We start from the raw sequence: 20,420 nt of genomic DNA on the forward strand, positions 1-20,420 counted from the left end.
CGGATACCCTTGAGGGCGACCGACCTGCCCCGCCCCCGACCCTGAGGACCGACGAGCGCCGTGTTCGATACTCTCTCCGACCGCCTTAGCGCGACTTTCAAGAACCTCAGGGGCAAGGGCCGCTTGTCCGAGGCTGACATCGACGCCACGGCTCGCGAGATCCGTATCGCCCTGCTCGAGGCCGATGTCGCCCTCCCCGTGGTGCGCGCGTTCATCGCCAACATCAAGGAGCGGGCGCGCGGCGCCGAGGTCTCCCAGTCGCTGAACCCCGCCCAGCAGGTCGTCAAGATCGTCAACGAGGAGCTCGTCGGCATCCTCGGCGGCGAGACCCGTCGGCTGAGGTTCGCGAAGAACCCGCCCACCGTGATCATGCTCGCGGGTCTGCAGGGTGCGGGCAAGACCACCCTCGCCGGAAAGCTGGGTCTCTGGCTCAAGTCCCAGGGCCACTCCCCGCTGCTCGTCGCGTGCGACCTCCAGCGCCCCAACGCGGTCAACCAGCTGAGCGTCGTCGCCGACCGCGCGGGTGTCGCGGTGTACGCGCCGGAGCCGGGCAACGGCGTGGGCGACCCGGTCAAGGTCGCCAAGGACTCCATCGAGTTCGCCAAGGCCAAGGTCCACGACATCGTCATCGTCGACACCGCCGGCCGCCTCGGCATCGACGAGGAACTGATGCGGCAGGCCGCCGACATCCGTGACGCCGTCAGCCCCGACGAGATCCTCTTCGTCGTCGACGCGATGATCGGCCAGGACGCGGTCAACACGGCCGAGGCGTTCCGGGACGGCGTCGGCTTCGACGGCGTGGTGCTCTCCAAGCTCGACGGCGACGCCCGCGGTGGCGCCGCCCTGTCGATCGCCCACGTCACGGGCAAGCAGATCATGTTCGCGTCGAACGGTGAGAAGCTCGAGGACTTCGACGCCTTCCACCCCGACCGCATGGCGTCCCGCATCCTCGACATGGGTGACCTGCTCACCCTGATCGAGCAGGCGGAGAAGACCTTCAGCCAGGAAGAGGCCGCCAAAATGGCCTCCAAGCTGGCGTCGAGCAAGGGCAAGGACTTCACGCTCGACGACTTCCTGGCGCAGATGGAGCAGGTCAGGAAGATGGGCTCCATCTCCAAGCTGCTCGGCATGCTGCCCGGAATGGGGCAGATCAAGGACCAGATCAACAACATCGACGAGCGCGACGTGGACCGCACGGCCGCGATCATCAAGTCGATGACCCCGAAGGAGCGCGCCGAGCCCACGCTCATCAACGGCTCGCGCCGGGCGCGTATCGCCAAGGGTTCCGGTGTCGAGGTCTCCGCGGTGAAGAACCTCGTGGAGCGCTTCTTCGAGGCCCGCAAGATGATGTCGAAGATGGCCCAGGGCGGCGGCATGCCCGGGATGCCCGGCATGCCGGGCATGGGTGGCGGTCCCGGCCGTCAGAAGAAGCAGGTCAAGCAGGCCAAGGGCAAGCGCAAGAGCGGCAACCCGATGAAGCGCAAGGCCGAGGAGCAGGCCGAGGCGGCCCGCCGGGAGCAGGCGGCGCAGGGCGGGGCGTTCAACCTGCCCGCCCAGGAGCAGAAGAACTTCGAACTCCCCGACGAGTTCAAGAAGTTCATGGGCTGACCGGCCCGTCGCACACGGAGGAGGGGCGCCCCGCCCGGCGGGGCGCCCCTTCGCGTTCCCGTCAGGTCACGCACACCAGGTAGCGGAAGACGTTCGGCATCCACACGGTGCCGTCGGCCCGCAGGTGCGGGTGCAGGGCCTCCGCGACCTCCTTCTCGACCTGGGCACGGTCCGTCGCGCGTACGGCGGCGTCGAACAGGCCGGTCGACAGCAGGCCGCGCACGGCGCTGTCCACGTCCGCGTAGCCGAACGGGCAGGACACCCGCCCCGAGCCGTCCGGCTTCAGTCCCGCCCGGGCCGCCACGTCCTCCAGATCGTCCCGCGACGCCGGCCGCCAGCCGGCCTGCGGACGCGGCGCGCGCGCGGACTCGGTGAGCCGGGCCGCGACCCTCAGGACCGGAGCCGTCGCGCACCGCTCCGGCGGGCCCCAGCCGGCCAGCACCACCGTGGTCCCGCGCGCGGCCAGCGGCACCGCCGACGCCAGCGCGGGCGCCAGCCCCTCGGAGTCACCGTCCGCGCAGCCGATCGGCTGGAAGGCGGTCAGCAGGTTGTACGGCGCCGGGAGGTCCTCGGCGGCCGCCGCCACGCTGTCCACGAGCCTGGCCCTCGGGGCACCGCCGCCGGATTCCTGCCCCGTGCCGGCCAGGAGGCGTTCCCGGGCCAGGGCGAGCCGCTCGCGGTCGCCGTCGACGCCGGTGACGCGCGCCCCGCGTGACGCCGCGATCAGCAGCGCGAGCCCGGAGCCGCAGTCGAGGGAGAGCATCCGCGTGCCGGAACCCACCTCCAGGCGCGCGTACACCGCCTCGTAGAGGGGCGCGAGCATGCGCTCCTGGATCTCGGCCCAGTCACGGGCGCGGGTACCGGCGTCCACCGGATCGGACGGGTCCGCGTACCTGTGGTGCCGGACGAGCGTTGGTGTCATGGAATGCGCCCCAATCCGCCGTGAGGTCGGTCGTGCCCGAGTGAGGTCCCCCATGTCTGTGTGCTGTGTATGTGTGCCCACAGCCCCCGTATGTCAGGGAACTCCGCATCGGCGGTCCCGTCCAGGGGTCGGACGGGGTGGGATCACATTGCCCGCGTGCTCCGGTCGTGCGCCCCCGGCGTCACGCGGTGCGCGCGGACGCCGGGGTGCGATGCGCCGGCCGGTCGCTTCCACACAGTCTTACCCGACACACCGGGCGCAGCACGTCGAGCGCTCCGCGCCCGCGCCGCCGGCGGTGTGCCGCCCCCTCCGTGCCGGGTAATGTCCCCTGAGGGTGCCGCGTCCGCGCCGGTGCGTACGCGGTACTACGTCCCGCCTTGGTGCGAGCTGTGCGACTTCTCCGCTGATCTGCGCACCCGCCCTCGTCGCGGCGCATCAAGGGCAACTGACTGGTACGTGCAAATTATTTGGGATGCCCCGGAATAGGAACACCGGAGCACTCAGGCTCGTTGTCACGACGTGAGCACGACACCACCTGTACTTGCCGCAGAGCTGGCACAGGCGTGGGCCGACATTCAGCGGTACCACCCCGAGCTGCCCGATCTTGCCGCGCCAGAGTCCCTGATCGGAGAGTCGTCGTCCGCCTGTGGCGCCGAGCTCTCCTTCGAACGGCTGCTCCACGAGGCAGTCCACGGCATCGCCGCCGCGCGGGGTGTCCGGGACACCTCACGAGCGGGCCGCTACCACAACCGACGCTTCCTCGCGATCGCCGAGGAGCTGGGCCTCGACCACGCCGAGGAGCCCCACCCCAGCAGCGGATTCTCGTTGGTGACGCTGAATCCCGAGGCCAAACGCAGATACCGCCCCACGACGGAGCGGCTGCAGCGTGCGCTCAAGGCGCACACCGTGGCCACCGCCGCGGACACCAAGCGTTCCTTCCGCGGTCCCGCGGCCCGGCACGGCTCGTCCGGGGGAGGGGTGCGGGTCAAGGCGGTCTGCGACTGCGGTCGCAACGTCCGCGTCGTCCCGTCCGTCCTCGCCCAGGCGCCGATCATGTGCGGCGGATGCGGCAAGCCCTTCCGCATCCCGGAAGCGGCGGTCGCGGTGGGGTGACCCCATGCGGTGTGGCACAATGGTCAGCTGTACTCGACAGTCGCACAGGACCCCTCTCTCCTCCGGCTGACGCGTCCATCGGGCACCCGAGTACCGCAACCCCACGTGGCATCTTTTGTGCCCAACCACGTCACAGACCAGGAGAGACCACTTCCGTGGCAGTCAAGATCAAGCTGAAGCGTCTGGGCAAGATCCGTTCGCCTCACTACCGCATCGTCGTCGCCGACTCCCGTACCCGCCGTGACGGCCGGGCCATCGAGGAGATCGGCCTGTACCACCCGGTGCAGAACCCTTCCCGCATCGAGGTCAACGCGGAGCGCGCGCAGTACTGGCTGTCCGTCGGCGCCCAGCCGACCGAGCCCGTCCTCGCGATCCTGAAGCTCACCGGTGACTGGCAGGCCCACAAGGGTCTCCCGGCCCCCGCGCCGCTCCTGCAGCCGGAGCCCAAGGCTGACAAGCGCGCCCTGTTCGAGGCTCTGACCACGGACGGCGACGAGGCCAAGGGTGAGGCCATCACCCAGAAGGCCAAGAAGTCGGACAAGAAGGCGGACGAGGCGGCCGACGCTGCCGCGTCCACCGAGTCGACCGAGGCCTGAGCATGCTCGAGGAGGCTCTTGAGCACCTCGTGAAGGGCATCGTCGACAACCCCGACGATGTGCAGGTCGCCTCGCGCGATCTGCGCCGTGGACGCGTGCTGGAGGTCCGGGTTCACCCCGACGACCTCGGCAAGGTGATCGGCCGCAACGGCCGCACCGCGCGCGCCCTGCGTACCGTCGTGGGTGCCATCGGTGGACGTGGAATCCGGGTCGACCTCGTCGACGTGGACCAGGTTCGCTGAAGAGTTGAACACCGGCAGGGGCCGGGGAGGGCTTTCGAGCCGTCCCCGGCCTTTGTCGTCCGTAAATCACCGCCTCCTCAGCAAGAGAACACCGGGAGAAACAGCGTGCAGTTGGTAGTTGCGCGGATCGGCCGCGCCCATGGCATCAAGGGCGAGGTCACCGTCGAGGTGCGCACCGACGAGCCCGAGCTCCGGCTCGGGCCCGGCGCCGTGCTGGCCACCGAGCCCGCCCACGTGGGGCCGCTGGCCATCGAGACCGGCCGGGTGCACAGCGGGAGGCTGCTGCTGCGGTTCGAGGGCGTGCGCGACCGCACGGCCGCCGAGGCGCTGCGCAACACCCTGCTGATCGCCGAGGTGGACCCCGCGGAACTCCCCGAGGACCCCGAGGAGTTCTACGACCACCAGCTGATGGACCTCGACGTCGTCCTGGCCGACGGCACCGAGATCGGCCGGATCACGGAGATCACGCACCTGCCCTCGCAGGACCTCTTCATCGTGGAACGCCCCGACGGCAGCGAGGTGATGATCCCCTTCGTCGAGGAGATCGTCACCGAGATCGACCTGGAGGAGCAGCGCGCCGTCATCACGCCGCCGCCCGGTCTGATCGACGAGAGCGAGGCGGTCGTCGCGTCCGCGCGTGACGAGGACGGCGCCGACGACGAGGCCGCGGACGACGACGACGCCGCGGACGACGGGAAGAAGGACGGCGCCTGATGCGGCTCGACGTCGTCACGATCTTCCCCGAGTACCTCGAACCCCTGAACGTCTCCCTGGTCGGCAAGGCGCGCGCCCGGGGCAGCCTCGACGTGCACGTCCACGACCTGCGTGAGTGGACCCACGACCGGCACAACACCGTGGACGACACCCCGTACGGCGGCGGCCCCGGCATGGTCATGAAGACCGGCCCCTGGGGTGAGGCCCTGGACGACGCGCTGGCCGACGGATACGAGGCCGGGGCGCACTCCCCGGTGCTCGTGGTGCCCACACCCAGCGGGCGGCCGTTCACCCAGGAGCTCGCCGTGGAACTGTCGGAGCGGCCGTGGCTGATCTTCGCCCCGGCCCGTTACGAGGGCATCGACCGCCGGGTGACGGACGAGTACGCGACCCGGATGCCCGTCGTCGAGGTCTCCATCGGGGACTACGTACTCGCCGGCGGGGAAGCGGCCGTCCTGGTGATCACGGAGGCGGTGGCCCGGCTGCTCCCCGGAGTGCTCGGCAACGCCGAGTCGCACCGGGACGACTCCTTCGCGCCCGGCGCCATGGCCGACCTCCTCGAAGGCCCGGTCTACACGAAGCCCCCCGAGTGGCGTGGCCGCGGCATCCCGGACGTGCTGCTGAGCGGACACCACGGGCGCATCGCCCGCTGGCGGCGGGACGAGGCGTTCCGCCGCACCGCGCTCAACCGGCCGGACCTCATCGAGCGTTGCGAGGCGACCGGCTTCGACAAGAAGGACCGCGAGATCCTCTCCATCCTCGGCTGGTCCCCGGAGCCCGGCGGCCGATTTTGGCGCAGGCCGCAGGCCGTGGAAGAATAGGCGAGCTGTACGTCCGGCGTGCGCCCCTGCCACAGGGGGACAGACGCCCGCCCGACGCGATCAGCATTCCGACTTCACTCTCTCCCGTCGATGACCTGTGGCATCGGCGAAGAAAGCAGACAACATGACTTCCCTGCTCGATGGCGTCAACGCCGCCTCGCTCCGCACCGACCTCCCGGCGTTCCGTCCGGGTGACACCGTCAACGTCCACGTGCGCGTGATCGAGGGCAACCGCTCCCGTATCCAGCAGTTCAAGGGCGTCGTCATCCGCCGCCAGGGCTCGGGCGTCAGCGAGACCTTCACGGTCCGCAAGGTCTCCTTCAGCGTCGGCGTCGAGCGCACCTTCCCGGTGCACAGCCCGATCTTCGAGAAGATCGAGCTCGTCACCCGCGGTGACGTCCGTCGCGCCAAGCTGTACTTCCTCCGTGAGCTCCGCGGCAAGGCCGCGAAGATCAAGGAGAAGCGCGACCGCTGATTCAGCTCCGGCGTCCACAGCGCGGCCGGATAGAATCCGGCCCCGATGGACACGGAAGCACAGCACACGGAGCGCGATCGTTCCTCAGGCCCCGCAGACGGGCCGGAGGAGGGATCGCGCTCCGCGCATGTCCGGGGCCGGCCGCCCGGGCCGGTGTCCTGGGGGCGCACGGCCTTCCTGGGGATGGTCTGCACCGCCGCCCTGCTGCTGTTCAGCGCGTTCGTGCTCCAGCCCTTCCTCATCCCCAGCGGCTCGATGGAGCCGACATTGAGAATCGGGGACCGGGTACTCGTCAACAAACTGGCGTACCGTTTCGGCTCCGAACCCCGGCGCGGCGACGTGGTGGTCTTCGACGGGACCGGTTCCTTCGTGCGCGAGGAGGACACCGGCGGTGACCCCGTGGGTGAACTGCTGCGCGGGGCGGCCGCGTCCCTGGGACTGGCCGAGCCCGCCGGGACGGACTTCGTGAAGCGGGTGGTGGGCGTGGGGGGCGACCGGGTGGTCTGCTGCGACGGACGGGGGAGGCTCGAGGTGAACGGCACCGCGGTGAGCGAGAGCTACATCCACCCCGGGGACAGACCGTCCGAGGTCGCCTTCGACATCGTGGTGCCCGGCGGCACCCTGTGGGTGATGGGCGACCACCGCAGCCGCTCCCGCGACTCACGCGACCACCTCGGGGAGCCGGGCGGCGGGATGGTGCCCGTCGACCGAGTGATCGGGCGGGTCGACTGGCTCGGCTGGCCGCTCGGCAGAATCGGATCGCTGGAGGGCACCGCCGCCTTCGCGGGCATACGGCCGACGGACCCGGACCATGGGTAACCGGGGGCGCGGTCGCGCCGGGACGGACGAGAACCCGCCCCTGCCCACCGGATCGCGGCCGACGACGCCACGCTCCCTGCCCACCCGGGCCGAGCGGCGCAGACTCGCCCGCAAGGTGAAACGCCGCAGACGCAGGTCCGCGATCAAGGAGATCCCGCTCCTCGTCGTGGTGGCCCTGCTGATCGCACTGGTGCTGAAGACCTTCCTCGTCCAGGCCTTCGTGATCCCCTCCGGATCGATGGAGCAGACGATCCGGATCGGTGACCGGGTGCTGGTCGACAAGCTGACCCCGTGGTTCGGCTCCGAACCCGAGCGCGGCGACGTCGTCGTCTTCAAGGACCCCGGCGGCTGGCTGCAGCAGGAGGCCCCGGCCACCGAGGAACCGCCCGCGGGCGTCAAGCAGGTGAAGGAACTGCTGACGTTCATCGGGCTGCTCCCCTCCGAGGACGAGCAGGATCTGATCAAGCGCGTGGTGGCCGTCGGGGGCGACACGGTGAAGTGCTGCGGCACCGACGGCCGGATCACGGTCAACGGCGTGGCACTCGACGAGCCCTACCTGAACCCCGGTGACGTGCCCTCCACTCTCAAATTCGAGGTAAAGGTTCCTCAGGGCCGGATCTTCGTGATGGGCGACCACCGGTCCAACTCCGCGGACTCGCGCTTCCACCTCGACAAGCCCGGAAACGGCACGGTCTCACAGGACGAGGTCGTGGGCAGGGCCGTCGTCATCGCCTGGCCCTTCGGTCACTGGCGCAGGCTGGAGGAGCCCCGGACGTACGCGTCGGTCCCCGACGGGCGCGCCGGGACGGCCGCGGGGCCGAGCCCGTCGAATAGTGTGTCCTCCCAGGATCGCAACGGAATGGTCCTGCTCCCGACCCCTGCGGAACTCCCGCTCGTTATGGGAGTGGTGGGCCTGCGCCGGATCGGGCGCGGGCGGTGGCACGGAGTGAGGAGTGGATGTGGGGGATTTGGCGGTCGGCGCACGATCCGGACACGACGAACCCGAGGACCGGCCTGATGACGAAGGGGTTCCGGTGGGTGCGGACAGTGACGACGATGCCGCGGGCGGTAGCAGCCGGGCGGTGAAGAAGCCGCGTTCCTTCTGGAAGGAACTGCCGCTCCTCATCGGTATCGCGCTGATTCTCGCCCTGCTGATCAAGACCTTCCTGGTGCAGGCGTTCTCGATCCCCTCGGACTCGATGCAGAACACCCTCCAGCGGGGTGACCGGGTGCTGGTCGACAAGCTGACCCCGTGGTTCGGCGCGGAGCCGGAGCGCGGCGAGGTCGTCGTCTTCCACGACCCGGGCGGCTGGCTGGAGGACACCGCGACGCCTGAGCCCAACGCGGTGCAGAAGTTCCTGAGCTTCATCGGTCTGATGCCGTCGGCCGAGGAGAAGGACCTGATCAAGCGGGTCATCGCGGTCGGCGGTGACACGGTGGAGTGCAAGAAGAACGGGCCGGTCACGGTCAACGGCAAGGCGCTCGACGACAAGTCGTTCATCTTCAAGGGCAACAGCGCGTGCGACGACGAGCCGTTCGGGCCGGTCCACGTGCCCGAGGGCCGGATCTGGGTGATGGGCGACCACCGGCAGAACTCGTGGGACTCCCGCTACCACCAGGAGCTTCCCGGCGGCGGCACGGTTCCCAACAGCGAGGTCGTCGGCCGGGCCATCGTGATCGCCTGGCCGATCGACCGCTGGGCGACCCTGCCCGTGCCGAAGACGTTCGACCAGCCCGGGCTGAACGCGGCGGCCTCCGCCGCCGTGCCGGGAGCACTCGGTGTAGCCGGCGCGCTGCCCCTCGTGTTCTGGCGTCGCCGCAGGCTGACCCGCGGGCGTACCGCCGGGTAGGGTGCCGACTCGGATCAGCGATTGTCGATCTCCGATGGGGGAGCGCTGGGATGAGTGGAACAGGACGTACGGATGACGGCCGCGGCCGGCTCGGCACTGTGGTGTCGAACCTGGCCGTGGCCGTCGGCTGTGTGCTCTTCCTCGGCGGATTCGCCTGGGGAGCGGTGGTGTACGCGCCGTACACGGTGCCGACCGACTCGATGACCCCGACGGTGAACGCCGGTGACCGGGTGCTCGCCGAGCGGGTGGACGGCACGGACGTACGGCGCGGTGACGTGGTCGTCTTCACGGACTCGGCCTGGGGCGACGTGCCGATGGTCAAGCGCGTCGTCGGCGTGGGCGGGGACACGATCGCGTGCTGCGGCGACGACGGCCGCCTCACCGTCAACGGCAAGCCGATCGACGAACCGTATCTGCGGGCGGCCGGCGCCTCGTCCTTCGCCGGCGCGGACGGCAAGGCCCCCGCCTCCGCCCAGAAGTTCACGGCCGACGTCCCGGAGGGGCAGCTCTTCCTCCTCGGGGACGAGCGCAGCACCTCCATGGACTCCCGTGTCCACCTGGAGGACCCCGGGCACGGCTCCGTACCGCGCAGTGCCGTCCAGGCGCGGGTGGACGCGGTGGCGTGGCCCCTGGGCGGCATGATCGGCCGGCCGTCGGCCTTCGCGGCCCTGCCGGGAGGGGTGTCGTCCAGCGGGCCCCTGCCCCTGCAGGCCGGCGCCCTGGTGGTGGGCGTGGTCCTCATCCTGGGCGGAGCGGCCTACGGCCCTCTCGCGGCCCGGTCCGCCCGCGGCCCGAAGAGGCAGAAGGCGTCCGCCAGTGCCCGCTGAGGCGCGCAGGGTCGCCAGGGTGATCCTCCTGGACCCGGACGACCGGATCCTCCTGCTGCACGGTTTCGAGCCCGACGACCCGGCCGACACCTGGTGGTTCACCCCGGGCGGCGGGCTGGAGGGCGACGAGACCCGCGAGCAGGCGGCTCTCCGGGAGCTCGCGGAGGAGTCCGGGATCACGGACGTCGTGCTCGGTCCGCTGTTGTGGACGCGGGTCTGCTCCTTCCCGTTCGACGGGCGTCGCTGGGACCAGGACGAGTGGTACTTCCTGGCCCGTACGTCGCAGACCTCGACGGACCGGAAGGGGCACACGGAGCTGGAGCTGCGCAGCGTGGCCGGTCTGAGGTGGTGGACTTCCGCCGAACTTCTGGCCACGCGTGAGACGGTGTACCCGACCAGGCTCGCCGGGCTGCTGCGCACGCTGCTCGACGAGGGTCCCCCGAGTGTTCCGCTGGTCCTCGCACCCGAAATCGTCTAATCGGCCAGGGGTGCGCGGGGCTGACGCACAATAGGGGGACGCACGGCTGAAGGGGAACATGCCATGAGCGCCGAGGACCTCGAGAAGTACGAGACCGAGATGGAGCTGAAGCTCTACCGGGAGTACCGCGACGTCGTCGGTCTGTTCAAATATGTGATCGAGACCGAACGGCGCTTCTACCTCACCAACGACTACGAGATGCAGGTGCACTCGGTCCAGGGCGAGGTATTCTTCGAGGTTTCCATGGCGGACGCGTGGGTCTGGGACATGTACAGGCCCGCTCGGTTCGTCAAGCAGGTCCGCGTCCTGACATTCAAGGACGTGAACATCGAGGAGCTGAACAAGAGCGACCTCGAACTTCCCGGCGGCTGATGCCGACGACGCTCCCCGGTATCCCGGCTCACTCGTACGAGTGGCCGGGATTTCCACATCGAGGGAGTTGTCCACCAAGATCCAATGGATTGCGTCCGAGGCGCCATCGTCGGCACCGGAGGTGGTGCCGAATGAACGCACGGGGGGCACTCGGGCGGTACGGCGAGGACCTGGCGGCGCGGCTGCTGGCGGACGCCGGAATGGCTGTGGTGGAGCGCAACTGGCGGTGCCGGGCCGGAGAGCTCGACATCGTCGCCCTGGACGGCGACGCGGTGGTCGTCTGTGAGGTGAAGACCCGCAGGGCGGGCTCCTTCGAGCATCCGATGGAGGCCGTCACACCGGCCAAGGCCGACCGGCTCCGCAGACTCGCGGAGATCTGGCTCGATCGGCACGGCGGGCCGCCACCCGGCGGGGCCCGGATCGACCTGGTCGGCGTCCTCGTGCCGAGGCGGGGCGCTCCGGTCGTCCAGCACGTGCGGGGCGTGGCCTGATGGGGTTCGCGCGGGCGTGCTCGGTGGCGCTGGTCGGCGTCGAGGGTGTGGTGGTGGAGGTCCAGGCCGACCTGGAACCGGGTGTGGCGGCCTTCACGCTGGTCGGACTACCGGACAAGAGTCTGGTGGAGAGCAGGGACCGGGTCAGGGCCGCGATCGTCAACAGCGGGGCGGAGTGGCCGCAGAAGAAGCTCACGGTGGGGCTCTCGCCCGCCTCCGTGCCCAAAAGCGGTTCGGGCTTCGATCTCGCCGTCGCGTGCGCGGTCCTCGGAGCGGCGGAGCGGATCGACCCGGCGGCCATCGCCGACGTGGTGATGATCGGAGAGCTCGGCCTCGACGGGCGGGTGCGGCCCGTGCGCGGCGTGCTGCCCGCGGTACTCGCGGCGGCGGAGGCCGGGTACCGCCAGGTCGTGGTCCCGGAGCAGACGGCAGGAGAGGCCGCCCTGGTGCCGGGCATCTCGGTCCTCGGCGTGCGGAGCCTGCGCCAGCTCATCGCCGTCCTGGGTGACGAACCGGTGCCCGACGAGGCCGTGGGGGACCTCGGCCGTCCCGACGCGATGCTCGCAGGGCTGATGGTCCCGGGCGCGGGTCTCGGCTCGGGGCTCGTACCGCTCCCGGCCGACGGCGCGGGGCACCGGCCGGACCTGGCCGACGTCGCGGGCCAGGCGCGGGCGCGCACGGCCCTGGAGGTGGCGGCGGCGGGCGGCCACCACCTGCTGCTCTCCGGGCCGCCCGGCGCGGGGAAGACCATGCTGGCCGAGCGGCTCACGGCGATCCTGCCGCCGCTGACCCGGCGGGAGTCCCTGGAGGTGACGGCGGTCCACTCGGTCGCGGGCATCCTCCCGCCGGGGGAGCCGCTGATCGGGAGGGCGCCGTACTGCGCTCCCCACCACTCGGCGACGATGCAGTCGCTCGTCGGAGGGGGCAACGGCCTGCCCAGGCCCGGAGCGGTCTCCCTGGCACACCGGGGCGTGCTGTTCCTGGACGAGGCTCCGGAGTTCTCGGGCAGGGCGCTGGACGCGCTGCGCCAGCCGCTCGAGTCCGGGCACGTCGTGGTCGCGCGGGCGGCCGGGGTCGTGCGGCTGCCCGCGCGCTTCCTGATGGTCCTCGCGGCGAACCCCTGCCCGTGCGGCAGGCACACCCTGGCCGGGTCGGGCTGTGAGTGCCCGCCCTCCGCGGTCCGCCGCTACCAGGCGCGGCTGTCCGGTCCGCTGCTCGACCGGGTCGATCTGCGGGTCGAGGTCGAACCGGTGAGCAGAGCCGATCTGATGGGCGGCGGGGGCCGGGGCGAGTCCTCGGCCGAGGTGGCCGCCCGGGTGCTCCAGGCCAGGGTCAGGGCCGCCGAACGGCTCGCCGGCACGCCGTGGACGACCAACAGCGAGGTGCCCGGCCACGAGCTGCGCACCCGGCTGGTCGCGGCCCCCGGCGCGCTGGCGGCCGCCGAGCGTGACATGGAGCGCGGCGCCCTCACCGCCCGCGGGCTGGACAGGGTCCTGCGGGTGGCCTGGACGGTGGCCGACCTCAGAGCCGCGGACCGGCCGGACGCCACGGACGTCGCCGTCGCCCTGGAACTCCGGACGGGCGTTCAGCGCGGCGTTCCGATGCGGGCGGGTGCCTCGTGAGCGGGCCCGCGGTCCAGAGCCGAGACCCGCGGTCGGACGCTCACCGGGAGCGCCTGGCCCGCGCCGCGCTCACCCGCGTGTTCGAGCCCGGGGACGAGCGCGGTGGGCGCTGGCTCCGGGAGATGGGTCCCGTCGAGCTGATGCGGCGCCTGACCGGCGGTGACGGGCCGGGACGACTGCTCGAAGGGGCGAGCACCACGCGGCTCGCCGGCTGCCGTCTGAGGGCATCGGATGTCGACCCCCGGCGGGATCTGGCGGACGTGACGGCGATCGGCGGCCGGTTCGTCTGCCCCGGAGACCGTGAGTGGCCGACCCAGCTCGACGACCTGGGCGACGCGCGGCCCATCGGGCTGTGGGTCAGGGGCGCCCCCGACCTGCGCCTGTGGGCCCTGCGCTCGGTCGCGGTCGTCGGAGCCCGGGCCTGCACCCCGTACGGCGCCCACATGGCGGCGTCCCTCGGAGCGGGGCTCGCGGAGCGCGGCTGGGTGGTGGTGTCCGGTGCGGCCTTCGGGGTGGACGCCGCGGCCCACCGGGGTGCGCTCGCCGCCGGAGGGGCGACGGTGGCGGTGCTGGCCTGCGGAGTGGACGTCGCCTACCCCAGGGGGCACACCGAGCTCATCGGACGCATCGCGGAACAAGGTCTGATCATCGGGGAGTTGGCGCCCTCGTCGCATCCGACCCGCAGCAGGTTCGTGATGCGGAACCGCGTCATCGCGGCGCTGACACGCGGGACGGTGGTGGTGGAGGCCGAATACCGCAGCGGCTCCCTGGTCACGGCCCGCAACGCGCAGCGTCTCGGCCGCCATGCGATGGGTGTCCCCGGCCCCGCCACCAGCGGATTGTCGTCCGGAGTCCATGAACTCCTCCGAGGCGAGGGCACCCTGGTCACCGACGCCGCGGAGGTGGCCGAACTCGTGGGCAGCATCGGCGACCTGGCTCCGGTCCGACGCGGCCCGGTCCTGCCGAGGGACCGGCTGGACGCGGTCACGGCACGCGTCCTCGACGCGCTTCCCCGGAGCGGGGCCATGACGGTGCCCGATGTGGCACGCGGGGCCGGGGTGGGAGCCGACGAGGCGAGCGGGCGGCTGTACGAGCTGCATTCCATGGGGTTCGCCGAACGAGAAGGCGCGGGATGGAGGTTGGCGGCGCAGCCTCCGGCGGCGGCGGACGACGGGCTCCCGTAGCCGCTGCCCCGCCGCGTCGTCGTCCCGCCGCCTTGTCCGCGGGCCGGTCGTCCGGCGTGCGTGCGCGGGGCGGACGCCTTGGGGCGTACCGGCGAGCCCCACGGCGCGCTGCCGGGTTCTCGGCGGCGGCGGGTGGGGCGGGTACGGCATCGAGGTGCCCCCTGGGATGGCGCCCGCGCCCGCGGTCCTCGCCGCTGCCTCGGGGGCGGACCGGCGCACAACGGTGCGTCGCGCACCGGGTCCGGGCGGCTCCCACCGGTGGTGCGCGTGGACATCGCGCCACGGTGTCCCGCCCGATCCGGTGCCACGCGCGGACATCGCGTTCCCGTCCCCGGCGGCCGGTTCACCCGTGACGGTGAGATCGGGGCGTGGGCGCGCATGACCCGCGCGGCCGGGTGGCTGTGGCGGCCCGGCGGGGTGCGCCCCGTGGTGAGCCCCCGCCCGGCGGGCCGTTCCGCGTGCGGGCCGGGCCTCGGCAGCACGGCCGACGCCCACATCAACGGCAACGGAGCACGGCCCTCGGCCTGTTGTGCGAAACGCACTGACTGGGGTTCGTCGAACGCGAGGGCGACCGACGGTGGTTGACACCGGTACCCACACGCAATGGGGACGTGCGGCGAGGCGGTACTTGACCCGGAGCATTCGGGTGAAAAGGTGTTGCCGATGACCTCAGCAGCACCCGGTCAGGCCTTCGGGGGCCGGTGCGCGCGGCGGCGTCCCCCGCCCCCGGCGGCGTCCGGGGGGTGGGGGAAATGAAACGCAATCGCACCGCACGGTTCCCTTGTCCTGAGCGCACCGCAACACCTCAGTCACGCTACGCTCACAAGGAATCCGCCCCAGAGACACGTCCCAGCACGCCCACAGCAGAACGGCTCAAGGCACCACATGCCCCAGCACACCTCCGGGTCTGACCGCGCGGCAGTCCCACCGGCTGCGCGTGGCACGGTGCGCCCCGCCGCTCCTTCCTCGCTCGACGAGTTGTGGCGTTCGTACAAGACCACCGGTGACGAGCGGCTGCGCGAGCAGCTGATCCTGCACTACTCGCCCCTGGTGAAATACGTGGCCGGGCGGGTCAGCGTCGGGCTGCCGTCCAACGTGGAGCAGGCGGACTTCGTCTCCTCGGGCGTCTTCGGGCTGATCGACGCCATCGAGAAGTTCGACATCGAGCGCGCGATCAAGTTCGAGACGTACGCGATCACCAGGATCCGCGGCGCGATGATCGACGAACTGCGCGCGCTGGACTGGATTCCCCGGTCCGTCCGGCAGAAGGCGCGCAACGTGGAGCGCGCCTACGCCACCCTGGAGGCGCAGTTGCGGCGCACCCCCTCGGAGGCCGAGGTCGCGGCGGAGATGGGCGTCGCCCTGGAGGAACTGCACGCGGTTTTCAGTCAGTTGTCGCTCGCCAACGTGGTCGCCCTGGAGGAACTGCTCCACGTCGGCGGAGAGGGCGGCGGCCGGCTGAGCCTCATGGACACACTTGAGGACACCGCCGCCGACAACCCGGTCGAGGTCGCCGAGGACCGTGAGCTCAGACGGCTGCTCGCCCGCGCGATCAACACGCTCCCCGACCGGGAGAAGACCGTGGTGACCCTCTACTACTACGAGGGCCTGACCCTTGCCGAGATCGGCAACGTCCTCGGGGTCACCGAAAGCAGGGTCAGCCAGATCCACACCAAGTCCGTGCTGCAGCTCCGCGCGAAGCTGGCCGACGCCGGGCGCTGACGGAGGCGGACCCCGGCCACCCGGCCGCGTACGCCCGCTCCCTTCCGCCGGGTGCCGCCGTAGAGTGGACGGGTGCCCAGGATTCGAGCGGCCTCCGTGGCCGAGCACCGGACCATGCAGCGCGGCGCCCTCCTGGACGCCGCTCGCTCCCTGCTGTCCGAGGGCGGTACGGAGGCGTTGACCTTCCCCGCCCTCGCCGAGCGCACCGGCCTCGCCAGGTCCTCCGTCTACGAGTACTTCCGCTCCCGCGCGGCCGTCGTCGAGGAGCTCTGCGCCGTCGATTTCCCCGTCTGGGCCGCCGAGGTCGAGAACGCCATGGAACGCGCCGGTACGCCCGAGGCGAAGATCGAGGCCTATGTGCGCCGGCAGCTCGACCTGGTCGGGGACCGCAGGCACCGCGCGGTCGTGGCCATCTCCGCGAGCGAACTGGACGCGGGTGCCAGGGAGAAGATCCGCGCGGCGCACGGCGGCCTGATCGCCATGATCGTCGAGGCGCTCGCCGACCTCGGCCACACCGAGCCGAGACTGGCGGCCATGCTGCTCCAGGGCTCCGTGGACGCGGCCGTCCGCCGGATCGAGCTGGGTGCGGCGGAGGAACCGGGCGTCGTCGCGGACACCGCCGTGTCCATGGTCCTGCGCGGCGTCCGGGGCTGACCTCCGTACGGGCGGCCCTCACGTCCGGGGCCGGCCGACGTGCAGGACGGCCCTCACCACCGGGGCCGGCCGACGTACCGGGCGGCGCCTACGTCCGGGGCCGGCCCGGTGTCCGGACGGGTTCAGGGCCGGGCGCGGCATCGGGCAGCGGTACGCCCAGCACCGGCAGCAGCCGGGACGGCCCCCGCCGCAGCAGCGAGGGCGGCAGCAGCGTCAACGGATCCAGGTAGACGTCGCCGCGTCTGAGGCCCCAGTGGAGACATCCTCCGGTGCAGTGCGAGGGTGCCGGCCCGACGACGCCGACCAGCTGCCCGGCGGACACCTCGTCGCCCGCGGAGACCTCGGCCCGCACCGGCTCGTAGGTGAAGCGGAGCGGCGGCTCCCCGCTGCCGGCCACCGCGACCGAGACCACTCCGCGCCCCGCCACCGGACCCGCGAAGACGACCCGGCCCGGAGCGGCGGCCCGCACCGGGGTGCCCGGCGGGGCCCCGAGGTCGACACCGCGGTGTCCCGGCGCGTACGGGCCGGCGGGCCGCTCCCACCCCCGCACGACCACGGGCCGCCCGGCCAGCGGCCAGGCCCGGTCCCTGCCCGCTCCCGGCGACCCCTCCGAGGCGGACACCGGCGTCACCGCAGCTGCCGACGCCGGTCTCCAGCCGGCGGAGACTCCCGGCAGGACGGCGAGCAGTCCTGCCGCCGACAGGACGAGCAGGACCGCGAGGAACGCGGTCCGAGGGCGGGTCCCCGAAGGGCGGTCGGACGGGGGCCGGACTACGTTCATCACAGGTGTGCGGCGCATGACCGAACCATCTCCCGGCGGCCCGTTCCGCGGGGATCATGGACCTCGCCTGTGGACGGCCGAGCCCTTGTGGACATCGCCGTCACCCGGCACTCGACGGGTCCCGTACACTTCTTCTGGCGATCCGGGTCACCGGGTCGACTTCGCACGCCCCTCCACCTCCCTCTCTGCGGACGGTGGCCGCGCCTCTCGGTCCTTCGTGGCACGGCGCGTCGGGGCGTCAGGCGCGACAGCAATCCTGCGGTCGCGACAACCGAGTACCTCAAGGAGTACGGCCATGGCCGTCGTCACGATGCGGGAGCTGCTGGAAAGCGGCGTCCACTTCGGTCACCAGACCCGTCGCTGGAACCCGAAGATGAAGCGCTTCATCTTCACCGAGCGCAACGGCATCTACATCATCGACCTGCTCCAGTCGCTGTCGTACATCGACCGCGCCTACGAGTTCGTCAAGGAGACCGTCGCCCACGGCGGCTCCATCATGTTCGTGGGTACGAAGAAGCAGGCCCAGGAGGCCATCGCCGAGCAGGCGACGCGCGTCGGCATGCCGTACGTCAACCAGCGTTGGCTCGGTGGCATGCTCACCAACTTCTCCACCGTCTACAAGCGCCTTCAGCGTCTGAAGGAGCTCGAGCTCATCGACTTCGAGGACGTGGCCGCCTCCGGCCTCACCAAGAAGGAGCTCCTGGTCCTCTCCCGTGAGAAGGCCAAGCTGGAGAAGACCCTCGGTGGTATCCGCGAGATGCAGAAGGTGCCCAGCGCCGTCTGGATCGTCGACACCAAGAAGGAGCACATCGCCGTCGGTGAGGCGCGCAAGCTCCACATCCCGGTCGTCGCGATCCTCGACACCAACTGCGACCCCGACGAGGTCGACTACAAGATTCCGGGCAACGACGACGCGATCCGCTCCGTCACCCTGCTCACCCGCGTGATCGCCGACGCCGTGGCCGAGGGCCTCATCGCCCGTTCCGGTGCCGCGACCGGTGACTCGAAGCCGGGCGAGAAGGCCGCCGGCGAGCCCCTCGCCGAGTGGGAGCGCGACCTGCTCGCGGGCGACAAGAAGGCCGACGCCGAGGGCACGGACGAGGTCCAGTCCTCCGCCGAGACCGAGAAGGCCGCCGACGCCGAGCCGGCCGCCGCCGCTGCCGAGCAGGACGAGGCCGCCGCCGAGGCTCCGGCCGCGGACGCCGAGCAGGCCTGACACCCGTCAGTCACGGCTGAATGACGGCGGGGGCAGGTGCACTGGCACCGCCCCCGCCGTTCACCCGTAGATCTTTCAGACTTCGAGAGAGAAACAGACTCATGGCGAACTACACCGCCGCTGACGTCAAGAAGCTCCGCGAGCTCACCGGCGCCGGCATGATGGACTGCAAGAAGGCGCTCGACGAGGCCGACGGCAACGTCGACGGCGCCGTCGAGGCGCTCCGCATCAAGGGCCAGAAGGGCGTCGCCAAGCGCGAGGGCCGTTCTGCCGAGAACGGTGCCGTCGTCTCCCTCGTCTCCGAGGACAAGACGTCCGGCGTCCTGCTCGAGCTGAAGTGCGAGACGGACTTCGTCGCCAAGGGTGACAAGTTCCAGGCCGTCGCCAACACGCTCGCCGCCCACGTCGCCGCGACCTCCCCGGCCGACATCGAGGCGCTCCTCGCCTCGGAGATCGAGTCCGGCAAGACCGTCCAGGCGTACGTGGACGAGGCGAACGCGAACCTCGGCGAGAAGATCGTTTTGGACCGCTTCGCGCAGTTCGACGGTGCGTTCATCTCCGTGTACATGCACCGCACGATGCCCGACCTGCCGCCGCAGATCGGTGTCATGGTCGAGCTGGACAAGGCCGACGCCGATCTGGCCAAGGGCCTCGCCCAGCACATCGCCGCCTTCGCGCCGAAGTACCTCTCCCGCGAGGACGTCCCCGCCGAGATCGTCGAGGCCGAGCGCCGCGTCGCCGAGGAGACCACGCGCGCCGAGGGCAAGCCCGAGGCCGCGCTCCCGAAGATCGTCGAGGGTCGCGTCAACGGCTTCTTCAAGGAGGCCACCCTCCTCGGCCAGCCCTACGCGCTGGACAACAAGAAGTCCGTCCAGAAGGTCCTGGACGAGGCCGGTGTGACCCTGAAGCGCTTCACGCGCATCAAGGTCGGCATCTGAGTCCGTCCGCGAACAACGGTGGACCCGATAGGGTCTGGTGCAGTCGTCGGCCGCACTCAGCCGTACGACCGCAGATCTGACGAGGAGGCCATTGCCGCTGAGGGACGAGAGACCCACCGGCAATGGCCTTCTTCGTATGTGCACGAGGAGAATCTCCATGAACAAGGGCGCGGACGCCACACAGGGTGACCACAAGCGCGACGACGGCACGATTTCCGGGCGCTTCATGCTGAAGCTCTCCGGCGAGGCCTTCGCGGGTGGCGGAGGCCTCGGCGTCGACCCCGACGTCGTGCACACCATCGCCCGCGAGATCGCCGCGGTCGTGCGTGACGGTGCGGAGATCGCGGTCGTCATCGGCGGCGGCAACTTCTTCCGTGGCGCAGAGCTCCAGCAGCGTGGCATGGACCGGGCACGGTCCGACTACATGGGCATGCTCGGCACCGTCATGAACTGCCTGGCGCTGCAGGACTTCCTGGAGAAGGAGGGCATCGACTCGCGCGTCCAGACCGCCATCACCATGGGCCAGGTCGCGGAGCCGTACATCCCGCTCCGTGCCGTGCGGCACCTGGAGAAGGGGCGCGTCGTGATCTTCGGCGCCGGCATGGGCATGCCGTACTTCTCCACCGACACGACCGCGGCCCAGCGCGCCCTGGAGATCGACGCCGAGGCGCTGCTGATGGGGAAGAACGGCGTGGACGGGGTCTACGACTCCGACCCGAAGGCCAACCCCGACGCGGTGAAGTTCGACGCCCTGGAGTACGGCGAGGTCATCGCCCGCGACCTCAAGGTCGCCGACGCCACCGCGATCACGCTGTGCCGTGACAACCAGCTTCCGATCCTCGTCTTCGAGTTGACCGCGGAGGGCAATATCGCCCGCGCGGTCAAGGGTGAGAAGATCGGCACGCTGGTGAGCGACCGGAGCACCCGGGCCTGACGGCCCCGAAGATGGACAACGGCCTGCCGGTCGGACACCGT

The 20,420-nt window shown here is 71.1% G+C and carries 23 protein-coding genes; 21 read left to right on the forward strand and 2 right to left on the reverse strand.

The genetic code is table 11. The features are described from left to right. The first annotated feature begins 60 nt into the window (after positions 1–60). A complete protein-coding gene (ffh, locus tag OHT61_RS23440; protein ID WP_329040911.1) occupies positions 61–1,608 on the forward strand; it encodes a signal recognition particle protein in 1,548 nt (515 codons plus the stop codon). 61 nt (positions 1,609–1,669) lie between these two features. Here ffh and OHT61_RS23445 read toward each other — a convergent pair whose 3' ends face one another. After that, the gene (locus OHT61_RS23445; RefSeq protein WP_329040912.1) at positions 1,670–2,530 is read right to left on the reverse strand and encodes a class I SAM-dependent methyltransferase; all 861 of its coding nucleotides are present in this window, start codon (positions 2,528–2,530) and stop codon (positions 1,670–1,672) included. A 519-nt stretch (positions 2,531–3,049) separates the two neighbouring features. Between OHT61_RS23445 and OHT61_RS23450 the strand changes: the two genes are divergently transcribed. The 17 genes from OHT61_RS23450 to OHT61_RS23530 all read left to right on the forward strand — a co-directional run bounded on the left by OHT61_RS23450 (position 3,050) and on the right by OHT61_RS23530 (position 16,510). After that, positions 3,050–3,643 carry a hypothetical protein gene (locus OHT61_RS23450; RefSeq protein WP_329040913.1) on the forward strand — a complete coding sequence of 198 codons (594 nt, stop codon included), beginning with the start codon at positions 3,050–3,052 and terminating at the stop codon, positions 3,641–3,643. A gap of 155 nt (positions 3,644–3,798) precedes the next feature. Next, on the forward strand, positions 3,799–4,239 hold the full coding sequence (gene rpsP / locus OHT61_RS23455; protein WP_277331709.1) for a 30S ribosomal protein S16: 441 nt from the start codon (positions 3,799–3,801) through the stop codon (positions 4,237–4,239). Between the two features lie 2 nt (positions 4,240–4,241). After that, entirely contained in the window at positions 4,242–4,481 is a 240-nt protein-coding gene (locus OHT61_RS23460) for an RNA-binding protein (protein ID WP_014153811.1), read from the forward strand. A 105-nt stretch (positions 4,482–4,586) separates the two neighbouring features. Continuing rightward, positions 4,587–5,195, forward strand: a complete 609-nt coding sequence (gene rimM, locus OHT61_RS23465) for a ribosome maturation factor RimM (protein ID WP_329040916.1) — start codon at positions 4,587–4,589, stop codon at positions 5,193–5,195. Then, positions 5,195–6,016 carry a tRNA (guanosine(37)-N1)-methyltransferase TrmD gene (gene trmD, locus OHT61_RS23470; RefSeq protein ID WP_329040918.1) on the forward strand — a complete coding sequence of 274 codons (822 nt, stop codon included), beginning with the start codon at positions 5,195–5,197 and terminating at the stop codon, positions 6,014–6,016. The genes rimM and trmD overlap by 1 nt, the downstream gene beginning before the upstream one ends. 124 nt (positions 6,017–6,140) lie before the next feature. Beyond that, entirely contained in the window at positions 6,141–6,491 is a 351-nt protein-coding gene (gene rplS / locus OHT61_RS23475; protein WP_031100562.1) for a 50S ribosomal protein L19, read from the forward strand. Positions 6,492–6,536: 45 nt separating this feature from the next. Then, the gene (gene lepB / locus OHT61_RS23480) at positions 6,537–7,310 is read left to right on the forward strand and encodes a signal peptidase I (RefSeq protein WP_329040920.1); all 774 of its coding nucleotides are present in this window, start codon (positions 6,537–6,539) and stop codon (positions 7,308–7,310) included. Further along, positions 7,303–8,328: a signal peptidase I gene (lepB, locus tag OHT61_RS23485; RefSeq protein ID WP_329040921.1), complete on the forward strand. Its 1,026-nt coding sequence runs from the start codon at positions 7,303–7,305 to the stop codon at positions 8,326–8,328. The genes lepB (OHT61_RS23480) and lepB (OHT61_RS23485) overlap by 8 nt, the downstream gene beginning before the upstream one ends. Beyond that, on the forward strand, positions 8,279–9,160 hold the full coding sequence (gene lepB / locus OHT61_RS23490; protein WP_329043375.1) for a signal peptidase I: 882 nt from the start codon (positions 8,279–8,281) through the stop codon (positions 9,158–9,160). Before lepB (OHT61_RS23485) ends, lepB (OHT61_RS23490) begins: the two co-directional genes overlap by 50 nt. A gap of 50 nt (positions 9,161–9,210) precedes the next feature. Continuing rightward, positions 9,211–9,987: a signal peptidase I gene (lepB, locus tag OHT61_RS23495; protein ID WP_329040922.1), complete on the forward strand. Its 777-nt coding sequence runs from the start codon at positions 9,211–9,213 to the stop codon at positions 9,985–9,987. Then, entirely contained in the window at positions 9,977–10,465 is a 489-nt protein-coding gene (locus OHT61_RS23500) for an NUDIX hydrolase (protein ID WP_329040923.1), read from the forward strand. The genes lepB (OHT61_RS23495) and OHT61_RS23500 overlap by 11 nt, the downstream gene beginning before the upstream one ends. 63 nt (positions 10,466–10,528) lie before the next feature. Beyond that, positions 10,529–10,837, forward strand: coding sequence for a DUF2469 domain-containing protein (locus tag OHT61_RS23505; protein WP_003965949.1), 309 nt, complete (start codon positions 10,529–10,531; stop codon positions 10,835–10,837). A gap of 131 nt (positions 10,838–10,968) precedes the next feature. Next, positions 10,969–11,328 (forward strand): YraN family protein, encoded by a 360-nt coding sequence (locus tag OHT61_RS23510; protein WP_329040925.1) that lies wholly within the window; start codon positions 10,969–10,971, stop codon positions 11,326–11,328. Next, the gene (locus tag OHT61_RS23515) at positions 11,328–12,950 is read left to right on the forward strand and encodes a YifB family Mg chelatase-like AAA ATPase (protein WP_329040927.1); all 1,623 of its coding nucleotides are present in this window, start codon (positions 11,328–11,330) and stop codon (positions 12,948–12,950) included. The genes OHT61_RS23510 and OHT61_RS23515 overlap by 1 nt, the downstream gene beginning before the upstream one ends. After that, positions 12,947–14,134 carry a DNA-processing protein DprA gene (gene dprA / locus OHT61_RS23520; protein WP_329040929.1) on the forward strand — a complete coding sequence of 396 codons (1,188 nt, stop codon included), beginning with the start codon at positions 12,947–12,949 and terminating at the stop codon, positions 14,132–14,134. The genes OHT61_RS23515 and dprA overlap by 4 nt, the downstream gene beginning before the upstream one ends. Before the next feature lie 885 nt (positions 14,135–15,019). Continuing rightward, positions 15,020–15,856, forward strand: coding sequence for an RNA polymerase sigma factor WhiG (gene whiG / locus OHT61_RS23525; protein ID WP_329040930.1), 837 nt, complete (start codon positions 15,020–15,022; stop codon positions 15,854–15,856). Positions 15,857–15,952: 96 nt separating this feature from the next. Further along, positions 15,953–16,510: a TetR/AcrR family transcriptional regulator gene (locus OHT61_RS23530; protein ID WP_329043376.1), complete on the forward strand. Its 558-nt coding sequence runs from the start codon at positions 15,953–15,955 to the stop codon at positions 16,508–16,510. Between the two features lie 88 nt (positions 16,511–16,598). Here the strand turns inward: OHT61_RS23530 and OHT61_RS23535 are convergent, their stop codons facing one another. After that, positions 16,599–17,309: a murein hydrolase activator EnvC family protein gene (locus OHT61_RS23535; protein WP_329040931.1), complete on the reverse strand. Its 711-nt coding sequence runs from the start codon at positions 17,307–17,309 to the stop codon at positions 16,599–16,601. A 277-nt stretch (positions 17,310–17,586) separates the two neighbouring features. Between OHT61_RS23535 and rpsB the strand changes: the two genes are divergently transcribed. The 3 genes from rpsB to pyrH all read left to right on the forward strand — a co-directional run bounded on the left by rpsB (position 17,587) and on the right by pyrH (position 20,379). After that, on the forward strand, positions 17,587–18,507 hold the full coding sequence (gene rpsB, locus OHT61_RS23540) for a 30S ribosomal protein S2 (protein WP_014153797.1): 921 nt from the start codon (positions 17,587–17,589) through the stop codon (positions 18,505–18,507). Between the two features lie 101 nt (positions 18,508–18,608). Continuing rightward, on the forward strand, positions 18,609–19,445 hold the full coding sequence (gene tsf, locus OHT61_RS23545) for a translation elongation factor Ts (RefSeq protein ID WP_327114025.1): 837 nt from the start codon (positions 18,609–18,611) through the stop codon (positions 19,443–19,445). Between the two features lie 157 nt (positions 19,446–19,602). Beyond that, positions 19,603–20,379 (forward strand): UMP kinase, encoded by a 777-nt coding sequence (pyrH, locus tag OHT61_RS23550; RefSeq protein WP_327114023.1) that lies wholly within the window; start codon positions 19,603–19,605, stop codon positions 20,377–20,379. Positions 20,380–20,420: the final 41 nt, after the last annotated feature.

Origin of the sequence: Streptomyces sp. NBC_00178 (assembly GCF_036206005.1) — a bacterium.
Taxonomy (GTDB): Bacteria; Actinomycetota; Actinomycetes; order Streptomycetales; family Streptomycetaceae; genus Streptomyces.